The sequence below is a fragment of the Aeromonas sp. QDB17 genome, from assembly GCF_027705305.1.
Taxonomy (GTDB): domain Bacteria; phylum Pseudomonadota; class Gammaproteobacteria; order Enterobacterales; family Aeromonadaceae; genus Aeromonas; species Aeromonas caviae.
The window spans coordinates 95,474-117,693 of the sequence record NZ_JAPDBP010000012.1; the positions used below are offsets into that span (position 1 = coordinate 95,474).

Genomic DNA, 22,220 nt, shown 5'->3' on the forward strand with positions numbered 1-22,220 from the left:
CCTTCGTCTGCCCGAGCGGGGCTGTCAGGGGGCAGGAATAAAGCGATAACGGGTCTGGTGGCGATAACGCTGCCCCGGCAGCAACCAGGGATCGCCGAGGGCGGGCCGGTTCGGGCTGTCGGGCAATTGCTGGGCCTCCAGGCAGAAGCCGTCGTAATCCCGGTAGGGTCGGCCCTGACGATCCGGTGTGCCGGTCAGCCAGTTGCCGCTGTAGAACTGCAGGGAGGGCTGATTGGTGTAGACCGCCATGGTCAGCTTGCCATCCCCCGAGATCACCCGGGCGGCCCATGGCTGATTGGACCCACCAAACGGCTCATCAGCAGGCTCAAAATCGCTATTGTTGAGCAGAAATGCGTGATCGTACCCCTTGGCCAACTGCTGCTGGGGGTGGTCCAGCCACGCCTGGCCGATGGGGCGGGGGGCGCGCAGATCGAAGGGGCCTTCCACCGGGGCGATGGCCAGCGGCAGGCTCTGGTCATCCGTGGGCAGGTAGCGGTCGGCGTCTAGGCTGATGGTGTGGTGGCGGATGTCGCCACCGCCATCCAGGTTGAAGTAGGCGTGGCTGGTGAGGCTGACCGGGCTGGGAGCGTCCGTGCTGGCGCAGAAATCGACCACCAGATCGCACTGCTCCAGCCGATACTCCAGGCTCACCCTCAGATTGCCGGGAAAGCCCTGATCCCCCGCCCGGGAGAGGAGCGCCAGCTTGACCCTGTCCGCCTCCTGCTCCTTGATCTGCCAGGTGCGGCGATGGAACCCGTCGCGCCCGCCGTGCAGGCAGTTGGCCCCCTGGTTGGCGTCCAGCGTCCAGCACTGGCCTTCCCGCTCAAGGCGGGCGCCGCCGATGCGGTTGGCAAAGCGCCCCGCCACGGCCCCCAGCCATACCTGCTGGGTGAGGTAGGCCTCGTCGGTGCAGCCCAGCAACACCTCCCGTCGCTCTCCCGCCACCGGCAGGGTGAGGGAGGTGAGGGTGGCCCCGTATGCGAGACCGCGCAGCCGCAGTCCCTCCTCGTTTTCCAGCTCGAATTTCATCATGGTTTGCGGTTCCCCGTCGTGATCCCGTCGCCCCCTGCCAGCGTCGCGAGTGCCGGGCAGGGGGCGTCACCCGTTGTCAGGCGTGCGTTACAGTCTGCCGGCCCCTGCGCTGGCACGGCAGACGTAGCAGTCCGCCTTGAGGCCGAAGCGGGCCGGGTATTCCGCCTCCACCACGGCGATCACCTCGGCCACCTTCTCGGGGCGCAGCAGAGCGACCACGCAGCCACCAAAACCGCCGCCGGTCATGCGCACACCGCCTTCGCTGCCGATCCGGGCCTTGATGATCTCCACCAGGCCGTCGATGGGAGGCACGGTGATCTCGAAGTCATCGCGCATGGCGGCGTGGGACTGGCCCATCAGCTCGCCGAGGCGCACCAGATCGCCCTGTGCCAGCGCATCGGCCGCCGCCAGAGTGCGGGCGTTCTCGCCGACCACGTGGCGGGCACGGCGATAGCAGGCCTCGTCCAGCCCGGCCTTGCCCGCTTCCAGCGTGGCCAGGTCAAGATCCCGCAGGGCCTTGACCCCGTAGTGACGGGCGGCGGTTTCGCACTGCTGGCGACGGGTGTTGTATTCGCTGTCCACCAGGCCGCGGCGCACGTTGGAGTTGACGATGAGCACCGCCAGATCGGTGGGCATGGGGATGAGCCGGGTCTCCAGGGAACGGCAATCGAGAAGCAGGGCGTGATCCTGCCTGCCGCTCGCGGAGATCATTTGATCCATGATGCCGCAGTTGCAGCCGACGAACTGGTTCTCTGCCTGCTGGCCGTTGAGGGCGATTTCCGCCTGGCTGATGGCCAGCCCCTGGGCCTCCTTGAAGGCCTGGCCGATGGCCACCTCCAGGGAAGCGGAGGAGGAGAGACCCGTCCCCTGGGGCACGTTGCCGGAGACCACCAGATTGAGGCCGCGCAGGGCGTGGCCCCGTGCCTGCAGGTGTTTCACCACGCCGCGGATGTAGTCGCTCCAGCGCTGGCTGGGGTGGTGATCGATGGGTTGATCGAGACTGAACCGGTCGCGCTGGTTGTCGTAGTCGGCGGCGATCACTTCGACCAGGTTGTCGCCGCGCAGGCCGATGGCGACGCAGGTCTCGTAGTCGATGGCGCAGGGCAGCACGAAGCCGTCGTTGTAGTCGGTGTGCTCGCCGATGAGGTTGACGCGGCCTGGAGCCCGTACCAGCAGGTCGGGTTGTTGCTCAAACTGCTCGGCAAACACGGCGCTGACGCGCTGGCTCGGGGTCATAGGGCCTCCTCGTTGGACTGGTTCTGGTCGTTGTAGTGGATGGGACTGAGGGCGCGCAGCCGTTCGGCCGCCTGTTCCGGGGTGAGATCGCGCTGGGTTTCGGCCAGCATCTCGAAGCCCACCATGAATTTGCGCACCGTGGCGGAGCGCAGCAGGGGCGGATAGAAGTGGGCGTGCAGTTGCCACGCCTCGGGGCAGTCGGAACGGGGCGGGGCGAAGTGCCAGCCCATGGAGTAGGGGAAGCTGCACTGGAACAGGTTGTCGTAGCGGCTGGTGAGCTCCTTGAGCGCGATGGCCAGGTCCTGTTGCTGTTCCCGGGTGAGATCCAGCATGGAGGGGACATGGGCCTTGGGCAGCAGCAGGGTCTCGAACGGCCAGGCCGCCCAGAAGGGCACCACCGCCAGCCAGTGGGCGGTCTCCACCACGATGCGGGAGCGATCCGCCAGCTCCCGCTCCACATAGTCCAGCAGCAGGGGACGGCCGTGTTCGGCCAGCCAGGCGCGCTGGTGCGCCTCTTCCCGGGCAATCTCGTTGGGCAGGAAGTCGCTGCCCCAGAGCTGGCCGTGAGGGTGCGGGTTGGAGCAGCCCATGACGGCGCCCTTGTTTTCAAAGACTTGCACCCATTCCCACTGGTCAGAGAGCTCGGCCACCTGGTCCATCCAGGTGGTGATCACCCCTTCGATGGCGGGCAGGGGCAGCTCGGGCAGGGTCTTGCCGTGATCCGGCGAGAAGCAGATGACCCGGCTGGTGCCCCGGGCGGCTTCCAGCTTCAGCAGGGGATCCGGCGCCGCGTCGGCGGCCGGGGTGTCCTGCATCAGGGCGGCGAAGTCGTTGGTAAAGACGAAGGTGCCCTGATAGTCGGGGTTGATATCGCCGGTCACCCGGGTGTTGCCCGCACAGAGGAAGCAGTCGGGATCATGGGCCTGGCTCGGCGCCAGGCTCACCTTCTCGACCTGGCCTTGCCAGGGGCGCTTGGCCCTGTGAGGGGAGACCAGCACATACTGGCCGGTGAGCGGGTTGAAGCGGCGGTGGGGGTGATCAACGGGGTTGAACATCATCACTCCAGTCTGTGAGTTGAATACATCCGAAGGCGCAGGCCAGGGCCTACGCCTCGTAACCATTGGGGTTGGCGGACTGCCAGCGCCAGCTGTCGGCGCACATGGCAGCGAGATCCCGGCTGGCGTGCCAGTCCAGTTCCCGAGCGGCCTTGGCGGGATCGGCCCAGCACTCGGCGATGTCGCCGGGGCGCCGTGGCTCGATTCGGTAGGGAAGGGGCCGACCGCAGGCGGCCTCGAACGCCGCGACCATCTGCAACACGCTCTGGCCCTGGCCCGTGCCCAGGTTGTAGGCGTGGACACCGCCCCGTCCGGCGCAGTGTTCCAGAGCTTTGACGTGCCCTTCGGCGAGATCCATCACGTGGATGTAGTCCCGTACCCCGGTGCCGTCGACGGTTGGGTAATCGTTACCAAAGACCGAGAGGCAGTCGCGTCGGCCGATGGCGACCTGGGTCAAAAACGGCATCAGATTGTTGGGGATGCCCTGAGGATCCTCCCCCAGAGTGCCGGACTCGTGGGCGCCGACGGGATTGAAATAGCGCAGCAGGGTCATACTCCAGTGGGGCTCGGCCCGCTGCAGATCCTCGAGGATCTCCTCGATGATCAGCTTGGATCGGCCGTAGGGGTTGGTGGCGCTGCGGGGGAAATCCTCCCGGATCGGGGTGCTGGCGGGATCGCCGTAGACGGTGGCCGACGAGCTGAACACCAGATTGCGTACCCCGGCCCGTTTCATCGCCTGCAGCAATACCAGGGTGCCGCTCAGGTTGTTCTCGTAGTAGTCCAGCGGGATGCGGGTCGACTCGCCGACTGCCTTGAGGGCGGCGAAGTGGATCACGGCGTCGATGTGCTGCTCGCTGAAGATGCGATCCAGCAGGGCCGGGTCACGGATGTCCCCTTCGTAGAAGCGGGGCTCGCGCCCGCTGATGGCGGCGACACGGGTCAGGACGCCCGCCTTGCTGTTGCAGAGGTTGTCCACCACCACGGGCTCCATGCCTGCGGCCTGCAAGGCCAGACAGGTGTGGCTGCCGATGTAGCCGCAACCGCCGGTGACCAGTACTTTCATCCGTTGTTCCACCCTCAACTCCTCGCATCAGGAAAGCCTGAGCAGGAGTCTAGCCGAGGGGCTGACGGGCAAACTGTGAGCTGCTTAACAAATATGTGTAAACGATTACACTTGTTTTCATCGACCAATGTGGCAAGTTCTGATTTTTCCCCCTGTTATCAGTGACATTGAACGGTATAATGCGGCCAGTTGCAGCGTGAAATAAGTGAAAACAGCATGAGCACCATCAAGGATGTCGCCCGTTTGGCCAATGTGTCAGTGGCAACGGTTTCACGGGTGATGAACAACTCACCCAAGGCCAGTGCCGCCTCCCGCGAGGTGGTGCTGAAGGCCATGGCCGAGCTGGGCTATACCCCCAACGCCAACGCGCGGGCCCTGGTCAGCCAGACCTGTGACACCATGGGAGTGGTGGTGGGCGACGTGGCGGATCCTTTCTTCGGCGCCCTGGTCAAAGGGGTCGCGGCGGTGGCGGTGGAGCAGGGCTTGCATCTGTTGATGGGTAATGGTTTTCACCGCGCCCAGCAGGAGCGGGAGGCCATCGAGCTGCTCATCGGCAAACGCTGCGAGGCACTGGTGGTGCACAGCAAGGCGCTCGGCGACGAGGAGCTGGTCGACTACGCCCTGCGCGCCCCCGGCATGGTGCTGATCAACCGCGACATTCCGAGTCTGAGGGGGCGCTGCATCGCCCTCAACAACCGCCAGGGTGCGGCGACCGCCACCCGTCATCTGCTGGATCTCGGCCACCGCCATATCGCCTTCCTGAGCTCGGATCACGCCATCGAGGATGCGCTGTTGCGCCACCAGGGCTATCAGGATGCCCTGGCGGAGGCGGAGGTCTTCGCCGATCCCGAGCTGGTGGAGAGCGGCATGCCCAATGAAGAGGGGGGCGAGCGCGCCATGCTCAACCTGCTGGCCAAGGGGTTGCCCATCACGGCGGTAGTGGCCTACAACGACGCCATGGCGGCAGGGGCCATCTCTGTGCTGGCGGACAACGGCCTCAAGGTGCCGGAAGAGGTGTCTGTGGTAGGCTTCGATGACATCATCTACGCCAGATACCTGAGGCCCAAGCTCTCCACCATGCGCTATCCCATCGAGCTGATGGCGGCCCAGGCGGCCAAGCTGGCGCTGCAACTCGCCGCAGGGGAGAGCGAATCGGTGCAGAGCCGCATCTATACCCCCACCCTGATCAACCGCCATTCGGTAGCTCCCGTCAGGTCCTGATCGCAGCGCTTGCGCCTCGTCGGCGCAAGCGCTGCACCTGGCGAACCCGTACTGCAGCATATAAAGCGCCCCCATAGCTCAGACGATAGATAGCTCAGAGCATGGCTAGCGCAGACCATAAAGGACTGTCTGAGGAGTGATAACCGTCCCCTCACGCTCCCTGCCTGCCGAACTCGCCAGTCCTTCCCGCTCGTCTGTCACGAGCCCCTCTCCCCCGGTCTGCCGAGCCTCACTTCTTGCCAGATCCTGCCAGACGCTCGCCATGGCTTTTCTCTGCGCCGGGCAGGGGCTCTCGTGGCCTCTGCACACTCCTTCGAGAGACCGGGCTGCGTGCCCGGAACCGGGTTGAGGCGCTCCAGCACCTGATGGAGCGGGGGGGGCGTGATGTCGGGTCTTTGCCATGGCTTGCTCAGCTGGTTCGGCCATTGCCTCCCGGTTTCACACTCCCGGGCATCTTTTGCCCTTCCGAAGGTCCGCTTTTCCCCCGTGGGGTTATTTACTCGGATTTATCCGATTTTTACTCCGTTTTACTTAACAAAACGAGTGTAATCGTTTACATCTGTGTGAGCGGGATCGCCGATCACCGGGCAAAACTCTCCTACACTGCAGTGGTTTTCAGCGTGAATGCAGGGAGAAGTGAAGCATGCTCAGGGAGATAGTGGCCCGTCAGGATTGGCAGACCCAGGGGATCACCGCCGTGAACCGGTTGCCAGCCCATACCCCCTTGTCCAGTTGGCGCAGTGAAGGGGAAGCCAGGATAGGGGGGTTGTCACCTTCCCGCCTGCTGCTGGACGGCGAGTGGCAGTTCTCCTGGTTCGAGGCCCCGGAGCGGGTGCCGGAGCAGTGGCTGGTGGAGGATCTGCCGGATGCCTGCCCCATCAAGGTGCCGGGCAACTGGCAACTGGCTGCGGCCTATCCGGGGGCGCGGCCCGTCACGGATGTGCCCATCTACACCAACATCAAGTACCCCTTTCCCTGCGACCCGCCCCGGGTGCCTGCCGAGAACCCCACCGGTTGCTACTCCCGCGAGTTCACCGTTGCTGCAGACTGGCTGGCCGAGGGGCAGACCCGGATCATCTTCGACGGGGTGGACAGCGCGTTTCACCTCTTCTGCAACGGCCGCTGGGTCGGCTACTCCCAGGACAGCCGGCTGCCGGCGGAATTCGATCTGACCCCCTTCCTTCAGGCCGGGGCCAACCGCCTCGCCGTCCTGGTGCTGCGCTGGTCTGACGGCTCCTATCTGGAAGATCAGGACATGTGGCGCATGAGCGGCATCTTCCGCTCCGTCAGCCTGCTGCACAAACCGGCCCGTCATCTGATGGATATCCGAGTGACGCCCGAGCTCGACGCCTGCTACCGGGATGCCCGCCTCAAGGTTGAATTGCAGGCGGCCAACGGAGCCGGTCTATCGGTGGAGGCCAACCTCTATGATGGCGACGAGCGGGTGGCGACCCTGCGCCAGCAGATTGGCACCCAGGCCATCGACGAGAAAGGGGTGTATGACGATCGCGCCGAGCTGTGGCTGACGGTAACGGCGCCACACAAGTGGAGCGCCGAGACCCCGCACCTCTATCGCCTCACCCTGACCCTGCTGGACGAGCAGGGAAGCGTCCTCGAGAGCGAAGCCCATGACGTGGGCTTTCGGGCGGTGGAGATCCGTGGCGGCCTGCTGCGGGTCAACGGTCAGCCCCTGCTGATTCGTGGTGCCAATCGCCATGAACACCATCCCGCCACGGGTCACGTGGTGACCCCGGCCGACATGGAGCAGGATCTGCTGCTGATGAAGCGGCACAACTTCAACGCGGTGCGCTGCTCCCACTATCCCAATCACCCCGAGTTCTATCGCCTGTGCGACCGGCTCGGCCTCTATGTGGTGGACGAGGCGAACCTGGAGACCCACGGCATGACCCCCATGGGGCGGCTGGCGCGGGATCCCGCCTGGAGCAACGCCTTCCTGGAGCGGGTTACCCGCATGGTGGCCCGGGACTTCAACCACCCCTGCATCATCATCTGGTCCCTGGGGAACGAATCAGGTTATGGCCCGGCCCACGACGCCATGTATCGCTGGGTGAAGGGGGCGGATCCCAGCCGCCCGGTGCAGTACGAAGGGGGCGGGGCCGACACCCCGGCCACCGACATCATCTGCCCCATGTATGCCCGTACCCACCAAGATCAACCCTTCCCGGCGGTGCCCAAGTGGGCGCTGGCCAAGTGGATCGGCCTGCCGGAAGAGACCCGGCCGCTGATCCTGTGCGAATACGCCCACGCCATGGGCAACAGCCTGGGGGGCTATGCCCATTACTGGCAGGCATTTCGCGATCATCCGCGGCTGCAGGGTGGGTTTGTCTGGGATTGGGTCGATCAGGGGCTGGACAAGCAGACCGACGATGGCCGCCATTTCTGGGCCTATGGTGGCGACTTCGGGGACACTCCCAACGATCGCCAGTTCTGCTGCAACGGCCTGCTGTTCCCCGATCGCACCCCCCATCCCTCCCTGTTTGAAGCCCGGCGTGCCCAGCAGCCCTTCGTTCTTACCCTGCAGGGTCGCCAGCCGCTGACGGTGGAGATCCGCAGCGAATACCTGTTCCGCGAGACGGATAACGAGACTCTGCAGTGGCGTCTGTGTGAAGACGGCGTGGTGGTGAGCCAGGGTGAATGCTCGCTCGAGCTGGCCCCCCGGGAGAGCGTGACGCTGACCCTGCTGGAGCAATTGCCGGCCTTTGCGCCGGGGGCGCTTGCCTGGCTGGATCTCGCCATCGTGCAGCCCACCGCCACGGCCTGGGCCGGAGCGGGTCACGAGGTGGCTCGCCAGCAATGCCTGTTGCCCGCGCCCCTGGCGCTGCCGTCGGCCTGCCCGGCGGTCAGCCTGACCGAGCAGCGCGATCACTGGGTGCTTGGCGCCGCAGATTCCCTGTGGCAGCTCGACAAGGCCAGTGGTCGCATCGTCAGCTGGCAGAAGCAGGGCCGCGAGCGGCTGCGCGACGCCATCGCCGATCATTTCTATCGGGCGCCGCTCGACAACGATATCGGCACCAGCGAGGCGGATCACGCCGATCCCAACGCCTGGATTGCCCGCTGGCAGGAGGCCGGACTCAATGATCTGCAGCACCGCTGTCTCGGCCTGAAGGCGAGTCCGGAGCTGGGTCTTATCACGGTGCACCACGGCTACTTCGTGGGTGACGAGCCGAAGATCCTGACCCGCTGGCATCACAGGGTGGACGGGGAGGGCGCCATGCACCTCGCCATCGAGGTGGAGGTGGCCGCCGACATGCCCTCCCTGCCGCGCATCGGTGCCCGGCTCTGGCTGGCTGATGAACCGGCCGAAGGTGCCCCGGTGAGCTGGCTGGGGCTTGGCCCCCACGAGAATTACCCGGATCGCCTGCTCGCCGCCGATCTCGGTCGCTGGCAATTGCCCATCGAGGCGTTGCACACCCCTTATGTCTTCCCCACCGACAACGGACTGCGCTGCGATACCCGCGCACTGCAACTGGGGGATCTGGCGGTGGAGGGGCGCTTCCACTTCAGCGTCAGCCGCTACAGTCAGCAGCAGCTGGCCGAAGCCCGTCACCAGACCGATCTGGTGGCTCTGGGGGGCACGCACCTGTGCCTCGATGGCTTCCACATGGGGGTGGGAGGCGACGACTCCTGGAGCCAGAGTGTGCGGCCCGAGTTCTGGCTGTTGCCGGGGCGTTATCAGTGGCACTGCCGTCTGAGCTAGCCGGACCCGCCGTCGCGAGATGGCGAGATCCAAAGGCGGTTTCTCACGTAACTATTTAATTTTTAACAATATTACGGCTATGTAACAGAGTGTAAACGTTTTCATTTTGTTGCCAGGATCACAGACCGCCTCACAACAAACTGATTACATTAGGCTGGCGCCAGCTCAAACGGTGTACAGCATTCCCTACAAAAAACAGATAGAGATCGGAGCATAACAATGAAAAAACTCACGACAGTTGCCACCTTGCTGATGGGACTGATGGCGGGAGCCCAAGCCCAGGCTGATACCCGTATCGGGGTCACCGTCTACAAGTACGACGACAACTTCATGGCCGTGGTGCGCAAGGCCATCGAGAAAGAAGCGGCGGCCACCCCGGGTGTGGAACTGCTGATGAACGACTCCCAGAACGACCAGTCCAAGCAGAACGACCAGATCGACGTACTGCTGGCCAAGGGCGTGAAGGCCCTGGCCATCAACCTGGTTGACCCGGCGGCGGCCCCTGTCGTGATTGAGAAAGCCCGTGCGGACGAGATCCCCGTGGTCTTCTACAACAAGGAACCGAGCGCGGCCGACCTGGCCAGCTATGACAAGGCCTACTACGTGGGCACCGACTCCAAGGAGTCCGGAATCATCCAGGGCCAGCTGATCGCCAAGCACTGGAAAGCGCACCCCGAGTGGGATCTGAACAAGGATGGCGTCATCCAGTTCGTGCTGCTCAAGGGTGAGCCTGGCCACCCGGATGCGGAAGCCCGCACCACCTACGTCGTCAAGACCCTGAACGATGGCGGCATCAAGACCGAGCAACTGCACATGGATACCGGTATGTGGGATACCGCCATGGCCAAGGACAAGATGGACGCCTGGATCTCCGGTCCGAACGCCAACAAGATCGAAGTGGTCATCGCCAACAACGACGGCATGGCGATGGGCGCCGTGGAATCCCTGAAGGCCCAGGGCAAGACCGCCATCCCGGTGTTCGGTGTTGACGCCCTGCCGGAAGCCCTGGCCATGGTCAAGAGCGGTGCCATGGCCGGTACCGTGCTGAACGATGCGGCCAACCAGGCCAAGGCCACCTTCGAGCTGACCAAGAACCTGGCCGAAGGCAAGCCGGCCGGTGAAGGCACCAACTGGAAGATCGACAACAAGGTCGTCCGCGTTGCCTACGTGGGCGTAGACAAAGACAACCTGTCCCAATTCGAGTAATTCCCCCCTCAGGGCAAGGGAGATCCCCTTGCCCTCTTTTCAACCAGATGTGATGGCTGATATGACAACACGGCAACAATCAGAATGGCTGTTGGAGATGATTGACGTCAGTAAGAGCTTTCCTGGCGTCAAGGCACTCGATAATGTCAATTTACGGGTCCGTCCTCATTCTGTGCATGCGTTGATGGGCGAGAATGGCGCAGGGAAGTCCACGCTGCTCAAGTGCCTGTTCGGCATCTACGAGAAGGATCAGGGCAAGATCTTCTTCAAGGGACAGGAGATCAACTTCACCTCGTCCAAAGAGGCGCTGGAGAATGGCGTTTCCATGGTGCACCAGGAGCTGAACCTGGTACTGCAACGCACCGTGATGGACAACATGTGGCTCGGCCGCTATCCCACAAAGGGACTGTTTGTCGACCACGGCAAGATGTATCAGGACACCAAGCATATCTTCGAGGAGCTGGACATCGACATCGACCCCAGGGTCAAGGTCGGCACCCTGTCGGTTTCCCAGATGCAGATGATCGAGATTGCCAAGGCATTCTCCTATGACGCCAAGATCGTCATCATGGACGAACCCACCTCCTCCCTGACCGAGAAAGAGGTCAACCACCTCTTCAAGATCATCAACAAGCTCAAGGAGAAGGGGTGCGGCATCGTCTACATCTCCCACAAGATGGAAGAGATCTTCCAGCTCTGTGACGAGATCACCATATTGCGGGATGGCCAGTGGGTGGCGACCCAGCCCCTCAAGGGCATGACCATGGATCAGATCATCGGCATGATGGTCGGCCGCGAGCTCACCCAGCGCTTCCCGGAAAAAACCAACCAGCCCAAAGAGGTGATCCTCGAGGTCGAGCACCTGACGGCCAAGAACCAGCCTTCCATCAAGGACGTGACCTTTAACCTGCACAAGGGGGAGATCCTCGGCATCGCCGGTCTGGTGGGGGCCAAGCGCACCGACATCGTGGAGACCCTGTTCGGCATCCGCGATCGTAGCGAAGGGACCATCAAGCTGCACGGCAAAGAGGTGGCGAACCACAACGCCCACGAGGCGATCCAGAACGGCTTCGCCCTGGTGACCGAGGAGCGCCGCTCCACCGGGATCTATTCACGCCTCGACATCGCCTTCAACTCCCTGATCGCCAACATGGACAACTACAAGGGATCCATGGGGCTGCTCAGCGACAACAAGATGAAGAGCGATACCCAGTGGGTCATCGACTCCATGCGGGTCAAGACACCGACCCAGCAGACTCAGATCGGCTCCCTCTCCGGTGGCAACCAGCAGAAGGTGATCATCGGTCGCTGGCTGCTGACCCAGCCCGAGATCCTGATGCTGGATGAACCGACTCGGGGTATCGACGTCGGCGCCAAGTTCGAGATCTACCAGCTCATCCTGGAGCTGGCGAAGAAGGACAAGGGCATCGTCATCATCTCCTCCGAAATGCCGGAACTGCTCGGCATCACGGACCGCATCATGGTCATGAGCAATGGCCGGGTCGCGGGGATCGTCAACACCAAAGAAACTGACCAGAGCGAGATCCTGCGCCTGGCATCTCTGTACCTATAAAGACAGGAAGACATTATGGAGTCGGCTAAAAATTTCAATCTGATGCAGGCGCTCAAAGAGAACGGCATCTATGTGGTGTTGCTGGTGTTGCTCATGATCATCGTGATCAAGGAGCCCTCCTTCCTCAGCCTCACCAACCTCAGCAACATCCTGACCCAGTCCTCGGTACGGGTCATCATCGCCCTCGGGGTGGCGGGCATCATCATCACCCAGGGTACTGACCTGTCGGCCGGTCGTCAGGTCGGCCTGGCTGCGCTGATCGCGGCCACCATGCTGCAGGCCCTGACCAACGTCAACAAGGTCTTCCCCACCCTGGGGGAGGTGCCCATTCCGGCGGTGATCCTGCTGGTGTGCGTGGTGGGGGCCCTGATTGGTCTGGTCAACGGCCTGATTGTCGCCTACCTGAACGTGACGCCCTTCATTACCACCCTGGGCACCATGATCATCGTCTACGGCATCAACTCCCTCTATTTCGACTCCGTGGGGGCTTCTCCGGTAGCCGGGTTTGATCCTCGCTTCTCCAACTTTGCGCAGGGCTTCATCCGGATTGGCGGGTTCAAACTCTCGTACCTGACCTTCTATGCGGCCATCGCCAGCGTCTTCGTCTGGGTGCTGTGGAACAAGACCCGCTTTGGCAAGAACATCTTCGCCATCGGTGGCAACCCGGAAGCGGCCAAGGTGTCCGGCGTCAACGTCGCCGTCAACCTGGTGGTCATCTATGCCCTGGCCGGTGTCTTCTACGCCTTCGGCGGCATGCTGGAAGCGGGGCGGATCGGCAGTGCCACCAACAACCTCGGCTTCATGTACGAGCTGGATGCCATCGCGGCCTGCGTGGTGGGGGGCGTTTCGTTTGCCGGCGGTGTGGGAACTGTCGCGGGTGTGATCACCGGCGTACTTATCTTCACGCTGATCAACTATGGTTTGACCTACATCGGTGTCAGCCCTTACTGGCAGTTCATCATCAAGGGCGGCATCATCATCCTGGCGGTAGCCCTGGACTCCATGAAGTACGCCAAGAAGAAGTAAGCATTGGCAGGGAGGGCCGGGTCATCCCGGCCCTTTCTCTTTGGAGGGACCCATACCATGGCATTCAAAGTCAAAATCAACGTGCTGCTGCTGCTCGCCATTCTGGTCACCATCGGTACCGCCTGGTTCAGCGTCAACCACTTCATCAGCGGCTACATCCGCACCCAGGCCACCCAGAACATCAACGAGCAGATCACCCTGGTCAGGGAGAAGCTGGCGGGTGACATCAACCAGAAGGTGCTGCTGGCCGCCAACCTCAACCTCGGGGTGACCAGCGTCAAGAAGGCGCTGCAGGAGACCGGCTTTCACAACATCGTCAAGCTCATTGGCGACATGGCATTCGACGCGAACGGGGTCATCGACGACAAGGCCAGGGTTGACGCCCTGCGCAAGCTGATCCCCGCCGCCAACAACCAGATCACCGTCAGCCCGCTGGAGCAGCTGGACGGCAAACCTGTCATCTCCATTCTGGTGCCGCGCGGTGCCGACTCCGCCTACCTCTACTACCTCGACATGAGCGAGTTCAAGACGCTGCTGACCAAGGTAAGCGGGGAAGGGCGTTACTTCTCCCTTACCGACAGTCAGGGACAGGTGCTCTACAGCAGCAAGCCCCAGGGAGAGAGCGAGAGCCGCCCCAACAAGCTGGATATTCGCGGCAGCGAGTGGACCCTGACCGGTTATGTGGATCTCGACTATATCCGGGCCATGACCCAGGCGCTCAACGGCAAGATCACCCTGGCCCTGCTCGGGGTGGCGGCGCTGGTACTGGCCCTCTCCATGGTGGCCCTCAACCTGGCCTATAGACCCATCCTCTCCCTGCGCGACCTGGTGCAGGAGCTCTCCCAGGGCAATGGGGATCTGACCCGCCGGCTCACGGTGACCAGCAAGGATGATCTCGGCCAGATCTCGGCGGGCATCAACCGTTTCATCGAGCAGTTGCAGGGCATGATGGGGGAGGTGAGACAAGCGAGCGGCCAGCTCAATGAAGGGATATCGGCATTGGCGAGGCAGACGGGGTCAGCCCAGGGCCTGCTGGCGGAGCATGTGCGGGAGACCGAACAGGTGGTCACCGCCATCAACGAGATGAGCCGTACTGCCGTCTCGGTATCGGAGAGCGCGGCCAATACTGCTCAGCTGACCGGCCAGAGCCAGCAACTGGCCAACCAGTCGCGTCAGGTGGTGGATCAGGCCATGGCCAGCGTCACTGCGCTGGTGACGGAGGTGGAGGCCACGGCACACTCCATCGAAGCCATGCAGCAAGATGTGCAGCAGATAGGCTCGATTCTCGGGGTCATCGGTGGCATCGCAGAGCAGACCAACCTGCTGGCCCTCAACGCTGCCATCGAGGCAGCCCGGGCTGGTGAGCAGGGGCGGGGGTTTGCGGTGGTGGCGGACGAAGTGCGCTCTCTGGCGGGACGCACCCAGAAGAGTACTGCCGAGATCCAGACCATGCTGACCCGGCTGCAACGGGGCACCCAGACCGTGGTGGCCGCCATGGGCAACACCCGGCAGAGTTGCCAGGATGCGGCGGAAAACACCAGCAAGGTGAATGCGTCACTGGATCTGATGGCGGGAGAAGTGGTGGAGATCAACGATCTCATCAGCCATATCGCCACGGCCGCGGAGGAGCAGAGTGCCGTTGCCGAGGAGATCAATCGCAACATGAGTGCCATCGCCGAGGTGATCGCCCAGCTCAAGGGGAATGGCGAGCGCACCGTGGACAGCTCGAACGCCATGCAGCGCACCTATGACAGGCTGCGGGAGATAGTGGGGCACTTCCGGCTGGAATAGCGCCGGCTGGGCGAGTCCCGGGTACCCTGGCCAGCAATATCGTGGCCGGGGTGACCCATCAGCGGGCAGACGTGAAAAATACCCAAAAAAGATGGGGGCGACTTGCGTCGCCCCCGATAGTCTTATCGCTCATATCCTTGAACGAAGTTGCTCCCTGCAATCCCTGACTATACCTCTTCCTTTAGGTTTCCCCTTCCCAATCCTTTGGGGTGTCCTTTAGCCATCATGGCCTGACGAGTCATCCGTTCCCGTCGCACTTTCTCCGTCCTGGGAGGTGTCCTTTACCACATCCTGTGGTGAGTCCATTTGCCCAACCCTGGCAGCCAGTCTTCCTGACCGACTTCATTGCGTCCGTGCAGGAGTAACTATAAGGATTTCGCGCAGGGCGACAATGACATGCTGAAAAACGTTTTATTCAAACTGGTTTCTCGCGAAAGGATAATGAAGTTATCTTTTTTAAAATCATGGTGTTAATGATCTCTCATGCTGTTTTTTCACGCGCATCTTCCGACTATGGCGAGAATTTTGTTGGCACTTTGCTTACGTAGTCTATGGCGAATGTCTCACAAGGCGTTTAACTGCGGTTCAGAATCCGGGGAGGCCGGTCAGTGTCGATCGCAGATGAGGGTGGAGGAGGGCAACGGGCATGATGCAGGTGGCGTGGTCCGGATCCCATTCAGGAGATAAAGGAGGTAAAGCGGGGATGACCCAAGAGGAGATCGCCTCCCCTTGGGCGAGAGGGTCAGGGGTGCTGGCTGCCACCGTACCATTGGCATAGGTAGGCGGGTACCAGCATCTGGGGTGCCTGGTCAACGTGACAGACCACCAGCGGCATGGCGGGGGCTCCCTGGGCATGCACCAAGGCCGGTGTCATGGGCAGGACCAGGGCGACGAGCAGAAACAGCGACGGGATCTTCATGGTTATCTCCTTGGTGACGGGAACGAATGTGACAAGCATCACTTTTTGAGTTAAGGCGAACCCGAAATCGGCGCAAGGTGACTGAAAAAATTCAACTAATGAAAAAACTTTGAATCCCGGTTGCACTCCGGTCGATGAAAAAGGCGCCATCAGGATGCGTGCAAAATGCATATCCATATAAAAGAGATAGTGCACACGACTTGGCGATGAGGCTCGCCATCTGGCCCGGTTGGGCCGCCATGATCTGGGACAAGAGATGGATTATTCAGCGATAAAGGAGCAGGTGATTATTTATGTGAGAGCAAACGGGATGATAAGCGAGGATAAATTCAAAGTTGGGTGAGCTTTATTCAAAAAATGAGCATTTTGATTTTAATGTAATGATTTATTTGATGTTTTTTATTGGTGGCTATCCATTTCTGGATATCATGGATGAATGAAATTGCGCTCTTTGTGGAATATGTTGTGGCTTTATTGCGTATTTATGCCGGATGGAGGGTGAGGGAAATGTCAGATATGTAAACTCCATCATAAATTAACTTCTGAATTTATGCAGTCTCGGGTGAATGTGATCAATGTCCAAGTTTGGTGGAGTTGCCAGACCTAATCTCTGCGTCGAAAGGCAAGGGCAGGATAGAACACAAGCCGAGTACCCTACATAAAGAATATCCCGCCTTAGCCACGAGCCTGAATAGAAGGAATCTATTCAATCACTCGCAGGGACCACTGCTAGACGGAATATCATCATGAGCAAATTTTATGTAGGTTCTGAAGTTGGCCAGTTGCGCCGTGTCATGTTGCACCGCCCCAACCTCAGTCTGAAGCGTCTGACCCCTTCCAACTGCCAGGATCTGCTGTTTGACGACGTCCTGTCCGTGGAACGTGCCGGTCAGGAGCACGACAAATTCGCTCAGGTACTGCGCGATCAGAATGTCGAAGTCTTCCTCCTGACCAATCTGCTGGCGGAAACCCTGGACGTGCCGGAAGCCAAAGCCTGGCTGCTGCAACACCAGGTATCCGACTATCGCCTCGGCACTGCCCTGGCCAACGACGTGCGCTGCTTCCTGGCGGACATGCCTCACCGCGAGCTGGCCCGCATCCTCTCCGGCGGCCTCACCTACTCCGAGATGCCCTACAGCGGCGTCAACATGGTGGTCGGCATGCATGCACCGACCGATTTCATCATCGAACCGTTGCCCAACCACCTCTTCACCCGCGACACCTCCTGCTGGGTCTATGGCGGCGTCTCCATCAACCCCATGGCCAAGGCCGCCCGTCGTCGCGAGACCAACCACGTGAAGGCCATCTACCGCTGGCACCCGCAATTTGCCGGTCAGGAGTTCATCAAGTACTTCGGTGACGAGGAGCGCGACTACGACAACTCCACCATCGAAGGGGGCGACGTCCTGGTCATCGGCCGTGGTGCCGTGCTCATCGGCATGTCCGAGCGCACCACGCCACAAGGGGTGGAGCATCTGGCCCGCAGCCTGTTCAAGCACGGTCAGGCCAAGCAGGTCATCGCCATGGAGCTGCCGAAACACCGTAGCTGCATGCACCTCGACACCGTCATGACCCACATGGATGTCGACACCTTCTCCGTCTATCCGGAAGTCATCCGCAAGGATGTGAACTGCTGGAGCCTGACCCCGGGCGGTGCCACCGGGATGAACATCAAGGAAGAGGGTTACTTCGTGACCGCCATCGAGAAGGCGCTGGGGGTGGATCAGCTCAGGCTCATCACCACCGGCGGCGACAGCTTCGAGGCCGAGCGGGAGCAGTGGAACGACGCCAACAACGTGCTGACCGTGCGCCCCGGCGTGGTGGTGGGTTACGAGCGCAACACCTACACCAACGAGAAGTACGACAAGGCCGGCATCACTGTGCTGCCCATCCCGGGTGAAGAGCTGGGACGTGGTCGCGGCGGCGCCCGCTGCATGAGCTGCCCGATGGAACGTGACGGCATTTGACAAGACGGCGTGGCGCCGGCAGAGGCTGGCGCCACACACACCCGAATTCGAGAGTAACACCCATGAAAAAACCAACTGTCGTCGTCGCCCTGGGGGGCAATGCTCTGCTCCGCCGCGGTGAACCTCTGGAAGCCGACATCCAGCGCAAGAACATCGCCACTGCCGCCAAGACCATCGCCCTGATCGCTCAGGAGTACAACGTGGTGCTGGTGCATGGCAACGGCCCGCAAGTCGGCCTGCTGGCCCTGCAAAACAGCGCTTACACCAAGGTCTCCCCCTATCCCCTGGATGTGCTGGGTGCCGAGTCCCAGGGCATGATCGGCTACATGCTGATCCAGGAGTTGAAGAACCTGATGCCGAGCCGCAACGTCACCGCCCTGCTGACCCAGGTGCAGGTTGATCCCCAGGATCCGGCGTTTGCCAACCCGACCAAGTTTATCGGCCCGGTTTATGAAGAAGTGGAGGCCCGCGCCCTGGCTGCCGAGAAGCAGTGGTCGGTCAAGGCAGACGGCAAGTTCTTCCGCCGCGTGGTGCCGTCCCCGCTGCCCCAGCGCATCGTCGAAGGCGACGCCATCGAAACCCTGATCGCCCAGGGCCACCTCATCATCTGTACCGGTGGTGGTGGCATCCCGGTGACCTGGGATGGCCAGAGCCTGACCGGCATCGAAGCCGTCATCGACAAGGACATGTCTGCCGCCTATCTGGCCAAGCAGATCAAGGCCGACGCCCTGCTGATCCTGACCGATGCCGATGCCGTCTACCTGGACTGGGGCAAACCGACCCAGCGTCCGCTGCGGGTCACCAGCCCGGATGAGCTGGCTGGCGTCAAGTTCGATGCCGGCTCCATGGGGCCCAAGGTCGAAGCCTCCTGTGAATTCGTCAAGGCGACCGGCGGCATGGTCGGGATCGGCTCCCTAGAAGATGGCCTCGCCATCCTCAAGGGGGAAGCCGGCACCAACATCGTCGCCACCCATACCGTCAATGCCTGAGCCAAGGCTCTGGTCTGAACAACTGCGTAGTCAATGACACTGCCAAATTGGTCTGAACAAATATAGAGAGAACTCATCATGGCTTTTAATCTGCGTAACCGTAACTTCCTGAAACTGCTGGACTTCACCCCTCGCGAAATCCAATACATGATCGATCTGGCCATCGACCTGAAGAAAGCCAAATACGGTGGCTATGAGCGCAAGCATCTGGTCGGCAAGAACATTGCCCTGATCTTCGAGAAGACCTCCACCCGCACCCGCTGTGCGTTCGAAGTGGCGGCCTTCGACCAGGGCGCCCAGGTCTCCTACCTCGGCCCGAGCGGTTCCCAAATCGGTCACAAGGAGTCCATGAAGGACACCGCCCGGGTGCTGGGCCGCATGTATGACGGCATCGAATACCGCGGCTATGGCCAGGAGATCGTCGAAGAGCTGGGGGCCCACGCCGGTGTACCGGTCTGGAACGGCCTGACCAACGAATTCCACCCGACCCAGATCCTGGCGGACTTCATGACCATGCTGGAGCACGGCAAGGGCAAACGTCTGGATCAGATCAAGTTCGCCTACCTGGGTGACGCCCGCAACAACATGGGCAACTCCCTGATGGTGGGTGCCGCCAAGATGGGCATGGACATCCGTCTGGTCGCGCCGAAAGCCTTCTGGCCGGAAGAGGAGCTGGTTGCCACCTGCCGCCTCATCGCCGAAGAGACCGGTGCGCGCATCCACCTGACCGAAGACGTGAAAGAGGGTGTGCTGGGTGCCGACTTCCTCTACACCGACGTCTGGGTCTCCATGGGTGAAGCGAAGGAAGCCTGGGATCAACGGGTGAAGCTGATGACCCCGTATCAGGTCAACATGGACGTCATCAACGCCACCAAGAACCCGGATGTGAAGTTCATGCACTGCCTGCCGGCGTTCCACAACGACGAGACCACCATGGGCAAGGAAGTGGCCGACAAATATGGCATGAAGGGCCTGGAAGTGACCGAGGACGTGTTCGAATCCGAGCACAGCATCGTGTTCGACGAGGCGGAAAACCGGATGCACACCATCAAGGCAGTGATGGTGGCTACGCTGGGCGACTGACGTCGTCAGTGGTGCCGGGGGGGGACCCCCGGCTTTTCAACCATGTGACAGCGGCATAATACCTCCAACCCTACGACCCGCAGCCTGCATGGATACCACACCCACAGAAGGAAGCTGGACCATGACCAAATTCAAGTTCCCGTCAGCCTACACGATACTGTTTGTGCTGATCGCCCTGGTGGCCGCCCTGAGCTGGATAGTGCCGGCCGGCAAATACGAGATGACCATGAACGAGGCCCTCGGCAAGGAAGTGCCGGTGGCCGGTACCTACAAACTGGTGGATGCCAATCCCCAGGGGATCGTCGACGTGCTGCTGGCACCCATCGACGGTCTCTACAACCACGACACCTATGAGGCTGGCGCCATCGACGTCTCCCTCTTCATCCTGATCATCGGTGGCTTCCTTGGCATCGTGACCAAGACAGGTGCCATCGATGCAGGTATCGAGCGCGTCACCGATCGCCTGCGTGGCCGTGAAGAGTGGATGATCCCCATCCTGATGGCGCTGTTCGCCGCAGGGGGCACCATCTACGGCATGGCGGAAGAGTCCCTGCCGTTCTACACCCTGCTGGTGCCGGTGATGATGGCCGCCCGCTTCGACCCCGTGGTCGCTGCCGCGACCGTGCTGCTGGGGGCCGGTATCGGTACCCTGGGCTCCACCATCAACCCGTTCGCCACCGTGATCGCCGCCAACGCGGCCGGCATCTCCTTCACCGACGGCATCTGGTTGCGGGTCGCCATGCTGGTGGCCGGCTGGCTGATCTGCGTGGCCTATGTGATGCGTTACGCCAAGATGGTGCGAAGCGATCCCAGCAAGTCCCTGGTGGCCGACAAGTGGGAAGAGAACCGAGCCCACTTCCTCGGCAACAAGAGCGACCAGATGCTGGAGTTCACCACCACCCGCAAGATCGTGCTGGGTATCTTCGTCGCCGCCTTTGCCGTGATGATCTACGGGGTGGCCGTGCTGGGCTGGTGGATGGCGCAGATCTCCGGCGTCTTCCTGGCTGCCGCCATCATCGTCGGTGTCATCTCCCGCATGAGCGAGGAGGAGCTGACCTCCAACTTCATCGACGGTGCCCGCGATCTGCTCGGCGTGGCCCTCATCATCGGTATCGCCCGCGGTATCGTGGTGGTGATGGACAACGGCATGATCACCCACACCATTTTGCACAGCGCAGAGGGGATAGTGACCGGCCTCTCCACCATCGTCTTCATCAACGTGATGTTCGTGCTGGAAGTGGTGCTCTCCTTCCTGGTGCCCTCTTCCTCCGGTCTGGCGGTGCTGACCATGCCGATCATGGCGCCGCTCGCCGACTTCGCTAACGTGGGCCGCGAGCTGGTGGTCACCGCCTACCAGTCCGCCTCCGGTCTGGTGAACCTGGTGACCCCGACCTCCGCCGTGGTCATGGGGGGGCTGGCCATTGCCAAGGTGCCCTATGTGCGCTGGCTGAAGTGGGTGGCCCCGCTGCTCGGCATGCTGACCGTGCTGATCGTGCTCTGCCTGAGCCTGGGCGCCGTGCTGGCATGAATGCCGACAGACATAGGGACAACAACGGGAGCCTGGGGCTCCCGTTTTTTATGGCTGGCAAGGTGGGGCGCCCGGGCTCTCCCGTGGTCTGACTCCTTGCCGCGCGGGCAACAAGAAGGCGACCCCGGGGTCGCCTTCTGGCATCCAGCAGGGGTCAGCGGGCGTTTTCCAGGGTGCGCACCACGGCGGCGTGAGCCTGGCGGGTTCGGCTGATGTGGCGCGGGGCGATCAGTACCACGTCGTTGCCGGCCACGGCCCCCAGGATCTCGGGATTGGCGTTGCGATCCAGCAGGCGAGCCACCACGGTTGCGGCCCCCGGGGTGGTATGCACCAGCACCATCTGCTGGTTGTGGACCACGGCGCGCACCATGTCGTGGATGGAGCGGGTGCTGCCGGCGGGCTCCAGCTGCTCGTCCACCAGGGTGTAGACCTTCTTGCCGTTGGCGTTCTGGGCCTTGGCGACCCCGAGACGGCGCAGCAGGCGGGAGATGGTGGACTGGCTGATGTCCGCAAAACCGCGGGCGGAGAGCTCGCGGCGGATCTCCTCCTGGGTGCTGTAACAGTGCTGGCCGATGATCTGGCGGCAGGCGTCGAGCTGGGCCAGGTCGGACTCTGGTTCTGCTGGGCGGCTGAGGGTGTTGACCATGGCGACTTCCTTTGGCGATGAGCGATGGCGGTCTCGCCCAGTCTGTCGTTCCGGCTTTTCATAGCGAAAAACACTAATGAGGAGCACTCAAGCAGGGGATGAGCGAGGTATATCCATTACGGGATGGCAAATTATAACCAAAGGGGGAATAAGTGATGTGACAGGGT

At 62.0% G+C, this 22,220-nt stretch carries 16 protein-coding genes; 10 read left to right on the top strand and 6 right to left on the bottom strand.

Going from position 1 to position 22,220, the window contains the following annotated elements; translation table 11 throughout:
* Positions 1–24: 24 nt before the first annotated feature.
* The 4 genes from OKC41_RS11885 to galE are packed head-to-tail and all read right to left on the bottom strand — an operon-like array spanning position 25 to position 4,386.
* Entirely contained in the window at positions 25–1,092 is a 1,068-nt protein-coding gene (locus tag OKC41_RS11885) for a galactose-1-epimerase (RefSeq protein ID WP_270672054.1), read from the bottom strand.
* Between the two features lie 27 nt (positions 1,093–1,119).
* Complete coding sequence (gene galK, locus OKC41_RS11890) at positions 1,120–2,268, bottom strand: galactokinase (protein WP_069784957.1); 1,149 nt, start codon at positions 2,266–2,268, stop codon at positions 1,120–1,122.
* Positions 2,265–3,323 (bottom strand): UDP-glucose--hexose-1-phosphate uridylyltransferase, encoded by a 1,059-nt coding sequence (locus OKC41_RS11895; RefSeq protein WP_039039638.1) that lies wholly within the window; start codon positions 3,321–3,323, stop codon positions 2,265–2,267. Before OKC41_RS11895 ends, galK begins: the two co-directional genes overlap by 4 nt.
* Before the next feature lie 49 nt (positions 3,324–3,372).
* Positions 3,373–4,386: a UDP-glucose 4-epimerase GalE gene (galE, locus tag OKC41_RS11900; RefSeq protein ID WP_042864774.1), complete on the bottom strand. Its 1,014-nt coding sequence runs from the start codon at positions 4,384–4,386 to the stop codon at positions 3,373–3,375.
* 216 nt (positions 4,387–4,602) lie between these two features.
* Between galE and OKC41_RS11905 the strand changes: the two genes are divergently transcribed.
* From OKC41_RS11905 to OKC41_RS11930, 6 genes are all read left to right on the top strand, one after another.
* Complete coding sequence (locus tag OKC41_RS11905; protein ID WP_010676018.1) at positions 4,603–5,607, top strand: substrate-binding domain-containing protein; 1,005 nt, start codon at positions 4,603–4,605, stop codon at positions 5,605–5,607.
* A gap of 643 nt (positions 5,608–6,250) precedes the next feature.
* Positions 6,251–9,325 carry a beta-galactosidase gene (locus OKC41_RS11910; protein ID WP_201895014.1) on the top strand — a complete coding sequence of 1,025 codons (3,075 nt, stop codon included), beginning with the start codon at positions 6,251–6,253 and terminating at the stop codon, positions 9,323–9,325.
* Positions 9,326–9,544: 219 nt separating this feature from the next.
* Positions 9,545–10,531, top strand: coding sequence for a galactose/glucose ABC transporter substrate-binding protein MglB (mglB, locus tag OKC41_RS11915; protein ID WP_010676016.1), 987 nt, complete (start codon positions 9,545–9,547; stop codon positions 10,529–10,531).
* A 52-nt stretch (positions 10,532–10,583) separates the two neighbouring features.
* Positions 10,584–12,104: a galactose/methyl galactoside ABC transporter ATP-binding protein MglA gene (mglA, locus tag OKC41_RS11920; protein ID WP_010676015.1), complete on the top strand. Its 1,521-nt coding sequence runs from the start codon at positions 10,584–10,586 to the stop codon at positions 12,102–12,104.
* Between the two features lie 15 nt (positions 12,105–12,119).
* Complete coding sequence (gene mglC, locus OKC41_RS11925) at positions 12,120–13,130, top strand: galactose/methyl galactoside ABC transporter permease MglC (protein WP_010676014.1); 1,011 nt, start codon at positions 12,120–12,122, stop codon at positions 13,128–13,130.
* 57 nt (positions 13,131–13,187) lie between these two features.
* Entirely contained in the window at positions 13,188–14,921 is a 1,734-nt protein-coding gene (locus OKC41_RS11930; protein WP_128273410.1) for a methyl-accepting chemotaxis protein, read from the top strand.
* 742 nt (positions 14,922–15,663) lie between these two features.
* On the opposite strand, the gene OKC41_RS11935 is transcribed toward OKC41_RS11930, so the two are convergent.
* Positions 15,664–15,840 (bottom strand): hypothetical protein, encoded by a 177-nt coding sequence (locus OKC41_RS11935; RefSeq protein WP_010676012.1) that lies wholly within the window; start codon positions 15,838–15,840, stop codon positions 15,664–15,666.
* A gap of 746 nt (positions 15,841–16,586) precedes the next feature.
* Here OKC41_RS11935 and arcA point away from each other — a divergent pair.
* The 4 genes from arcA to OKC41_RS11955 all read left to right on the top strand — a co-directional run bounded on the left by arcA (position 16,587) and on the right by OKC41_RS11955 (position 21,407).
* On the top strand, positions 16,587–17,807 hold the full coding sequence (arcA, locus tag OKC41_RS11940) for an arginine deiminase (protein ID WP_010676011.1): 1,221 nt from the start codon (positions 16,587–16,589) through the stop codon (positions 17,805–17,807).
* Positions 17,808–17,869: 62 nt separating this feature from the next.
* Positions 17,870–18,796 carry a carbamate kinase gene (arcC, locus tag OKC41_RS11945; RefSeq protein WP_010676010.1) on the top strand — a complete coding sequence of 309 codons (927 nt, stop codon included), beginning with the start codon at positions 17,870–17,872 and terminating at the stop codon, positions 18,794–18,796.
* 78 nt (positions 18,797–18,874) lie between these two features.
* A complete protein-coding gene (gene argF / locus OKC41_RS11950) occupies positions 18,875–19,879 on the top strand; it encodes an ornithine carbamoyltransferase (protein WP_010676009.1) in 1,005 nt (334 codons plus the stop codon).
* Between the two features lie 121 nt (positions 19,880–20,000).
* On the top strand, positions 20,001–21,407 hold the full coding sequence (locus OKC41_RS11955; RefSeq protein ID WP_010676008.1) for a YfcC family protein: 1,407 nt from the start codon (positions 20,001–20,003) through the stop codon (positions 21,405–21,407).
* 154 nt (positions 21,408–21,561) lie between these two features.
* Here the strand turns inward: OKC41_RS11955 and OKC41_RS11960 are convergent, their stop codons facing one another.
* Complete coding sequence (locus OKC41_RS11960) at positions 21,562–22,053, bottom strand: arginine repressor (protein WP_039039633.1); 492 nt, start codon at positions 22,051–22,053, stop codon at positions 21,562–21,564.
* Positions 22,054–22,220: the final 167 nt, after the last annotated feature.

What these genes read in the sequence shown, in the direction of transcription:
- OKC41_RS11930 (WP_128273410.1), top strand. Translation starts at nt 13,188, where the DNA reads ATGGCATTCAAAGTCAAAATCAACGTGCTGCTGCTGCTCGCCATTCTG.
- OKC41_RS11935 (WP_010676012.1), bottom strand. Translation starts at nt 15,840, where the DNA reads ATGAAGATCCCGTCGCTGTTTCTGCTCGTCGCCCTGGTCCTGCCCATG.
- argF (WP_010676009.1), top strand. Translation starts at nt 18,875, where the DNA reads ATGGCTTTTAATCTGCGTAACCGTAACTTCCTGAAACTGCTGGACTTC.
- mglB (WP_010676016.1), top strand. Translation starts at nt 9,545, where the DNA reads ATGAAAAAACTCACGACAGTTGCCACCTTGCTGATGGGACTGATGGCG.
- galE (WP_042864774.1), bottom strand. Translation starts at nt 4,386, where the DNA reads ATGAAAGTACTGGTCACCGGCGGTTGCGGCTACATCGGCAGCCACACC.
- mglC (WP_010676014.1), top strand. Translation starts at nt 12,120, where the DNA reads ATGGAGTCGGCTAAAAATTTCAATCTGATGCAGGCGCTCAAAGAGAAC.
- OKC41_RS11910 (WP_201895014.1), top strand. Translation starts at nt 6,251, where the DNA reads ATGCTCAGGGAGATAGTGGCCCGTCAGGATTGGCAGACCCAGGGGATC.
- galK (WP_069784957.1), bottom strand. Translation starts at nt 2,268, where the DNA reads ATGACCCCGAGCCAGCGCGTCAGCGCCGTGTTTGCCGAGCAGTTTGAG.
- OKC41_RS11955 (WP_010676008.1), top strand. Translation starts at nt 20,001, where the DNA reads ATGACCAAATTCAAGTTCCCGTCAGCCTACACGATACTGTTTGTGCTG.
- OKC41_RS11905 (WP_010676018.1), top strand. Translation starts at nt 4,603, where the DNA reads ATGAGCACCATCAAGGATGTCGCCCGTTTGGCCAATGTGTCAGTGGCA.
- mglA (WP_010676015.1), top strand. Translation starts at nt 10,584, where the DNA reads ATGGCTGATATGACAACACGGCAACAATCAGAATGGCTGTTGGAGATG.
- OKC41_RS11960 (WP_039039633.1), bottom strand. Translation starts at nt 22,053, where the DNA reads ATGGTCAACACCCTCAGCCGCCCAGCAGAACCAGAGTCCGACCTGGCC.
- arcC (WP_010676010.1), top strand. Translation starts at nt 17,870, where the DNA reads ATGAAAAAACCAACTGTCGTCGTCGCCCTGGGGGGCAATGCTCTGCTC.
- OKC41_RS11895 (WP_039039638.1), bottom strand. Translation starts at nt 3,323, where the DNA reads ATGTTCAACCCCGTTGATCACCCCCACCGCCGCTTCAACCCGCTCACC.
- arcA (WP_010676011.1), top strand. Translation starts at nt 16,587, where the DNA reads ATGAGCAAATTTTATGTAGGTTCTGAAGTTGGCCAGTTGCGCCGTGTC.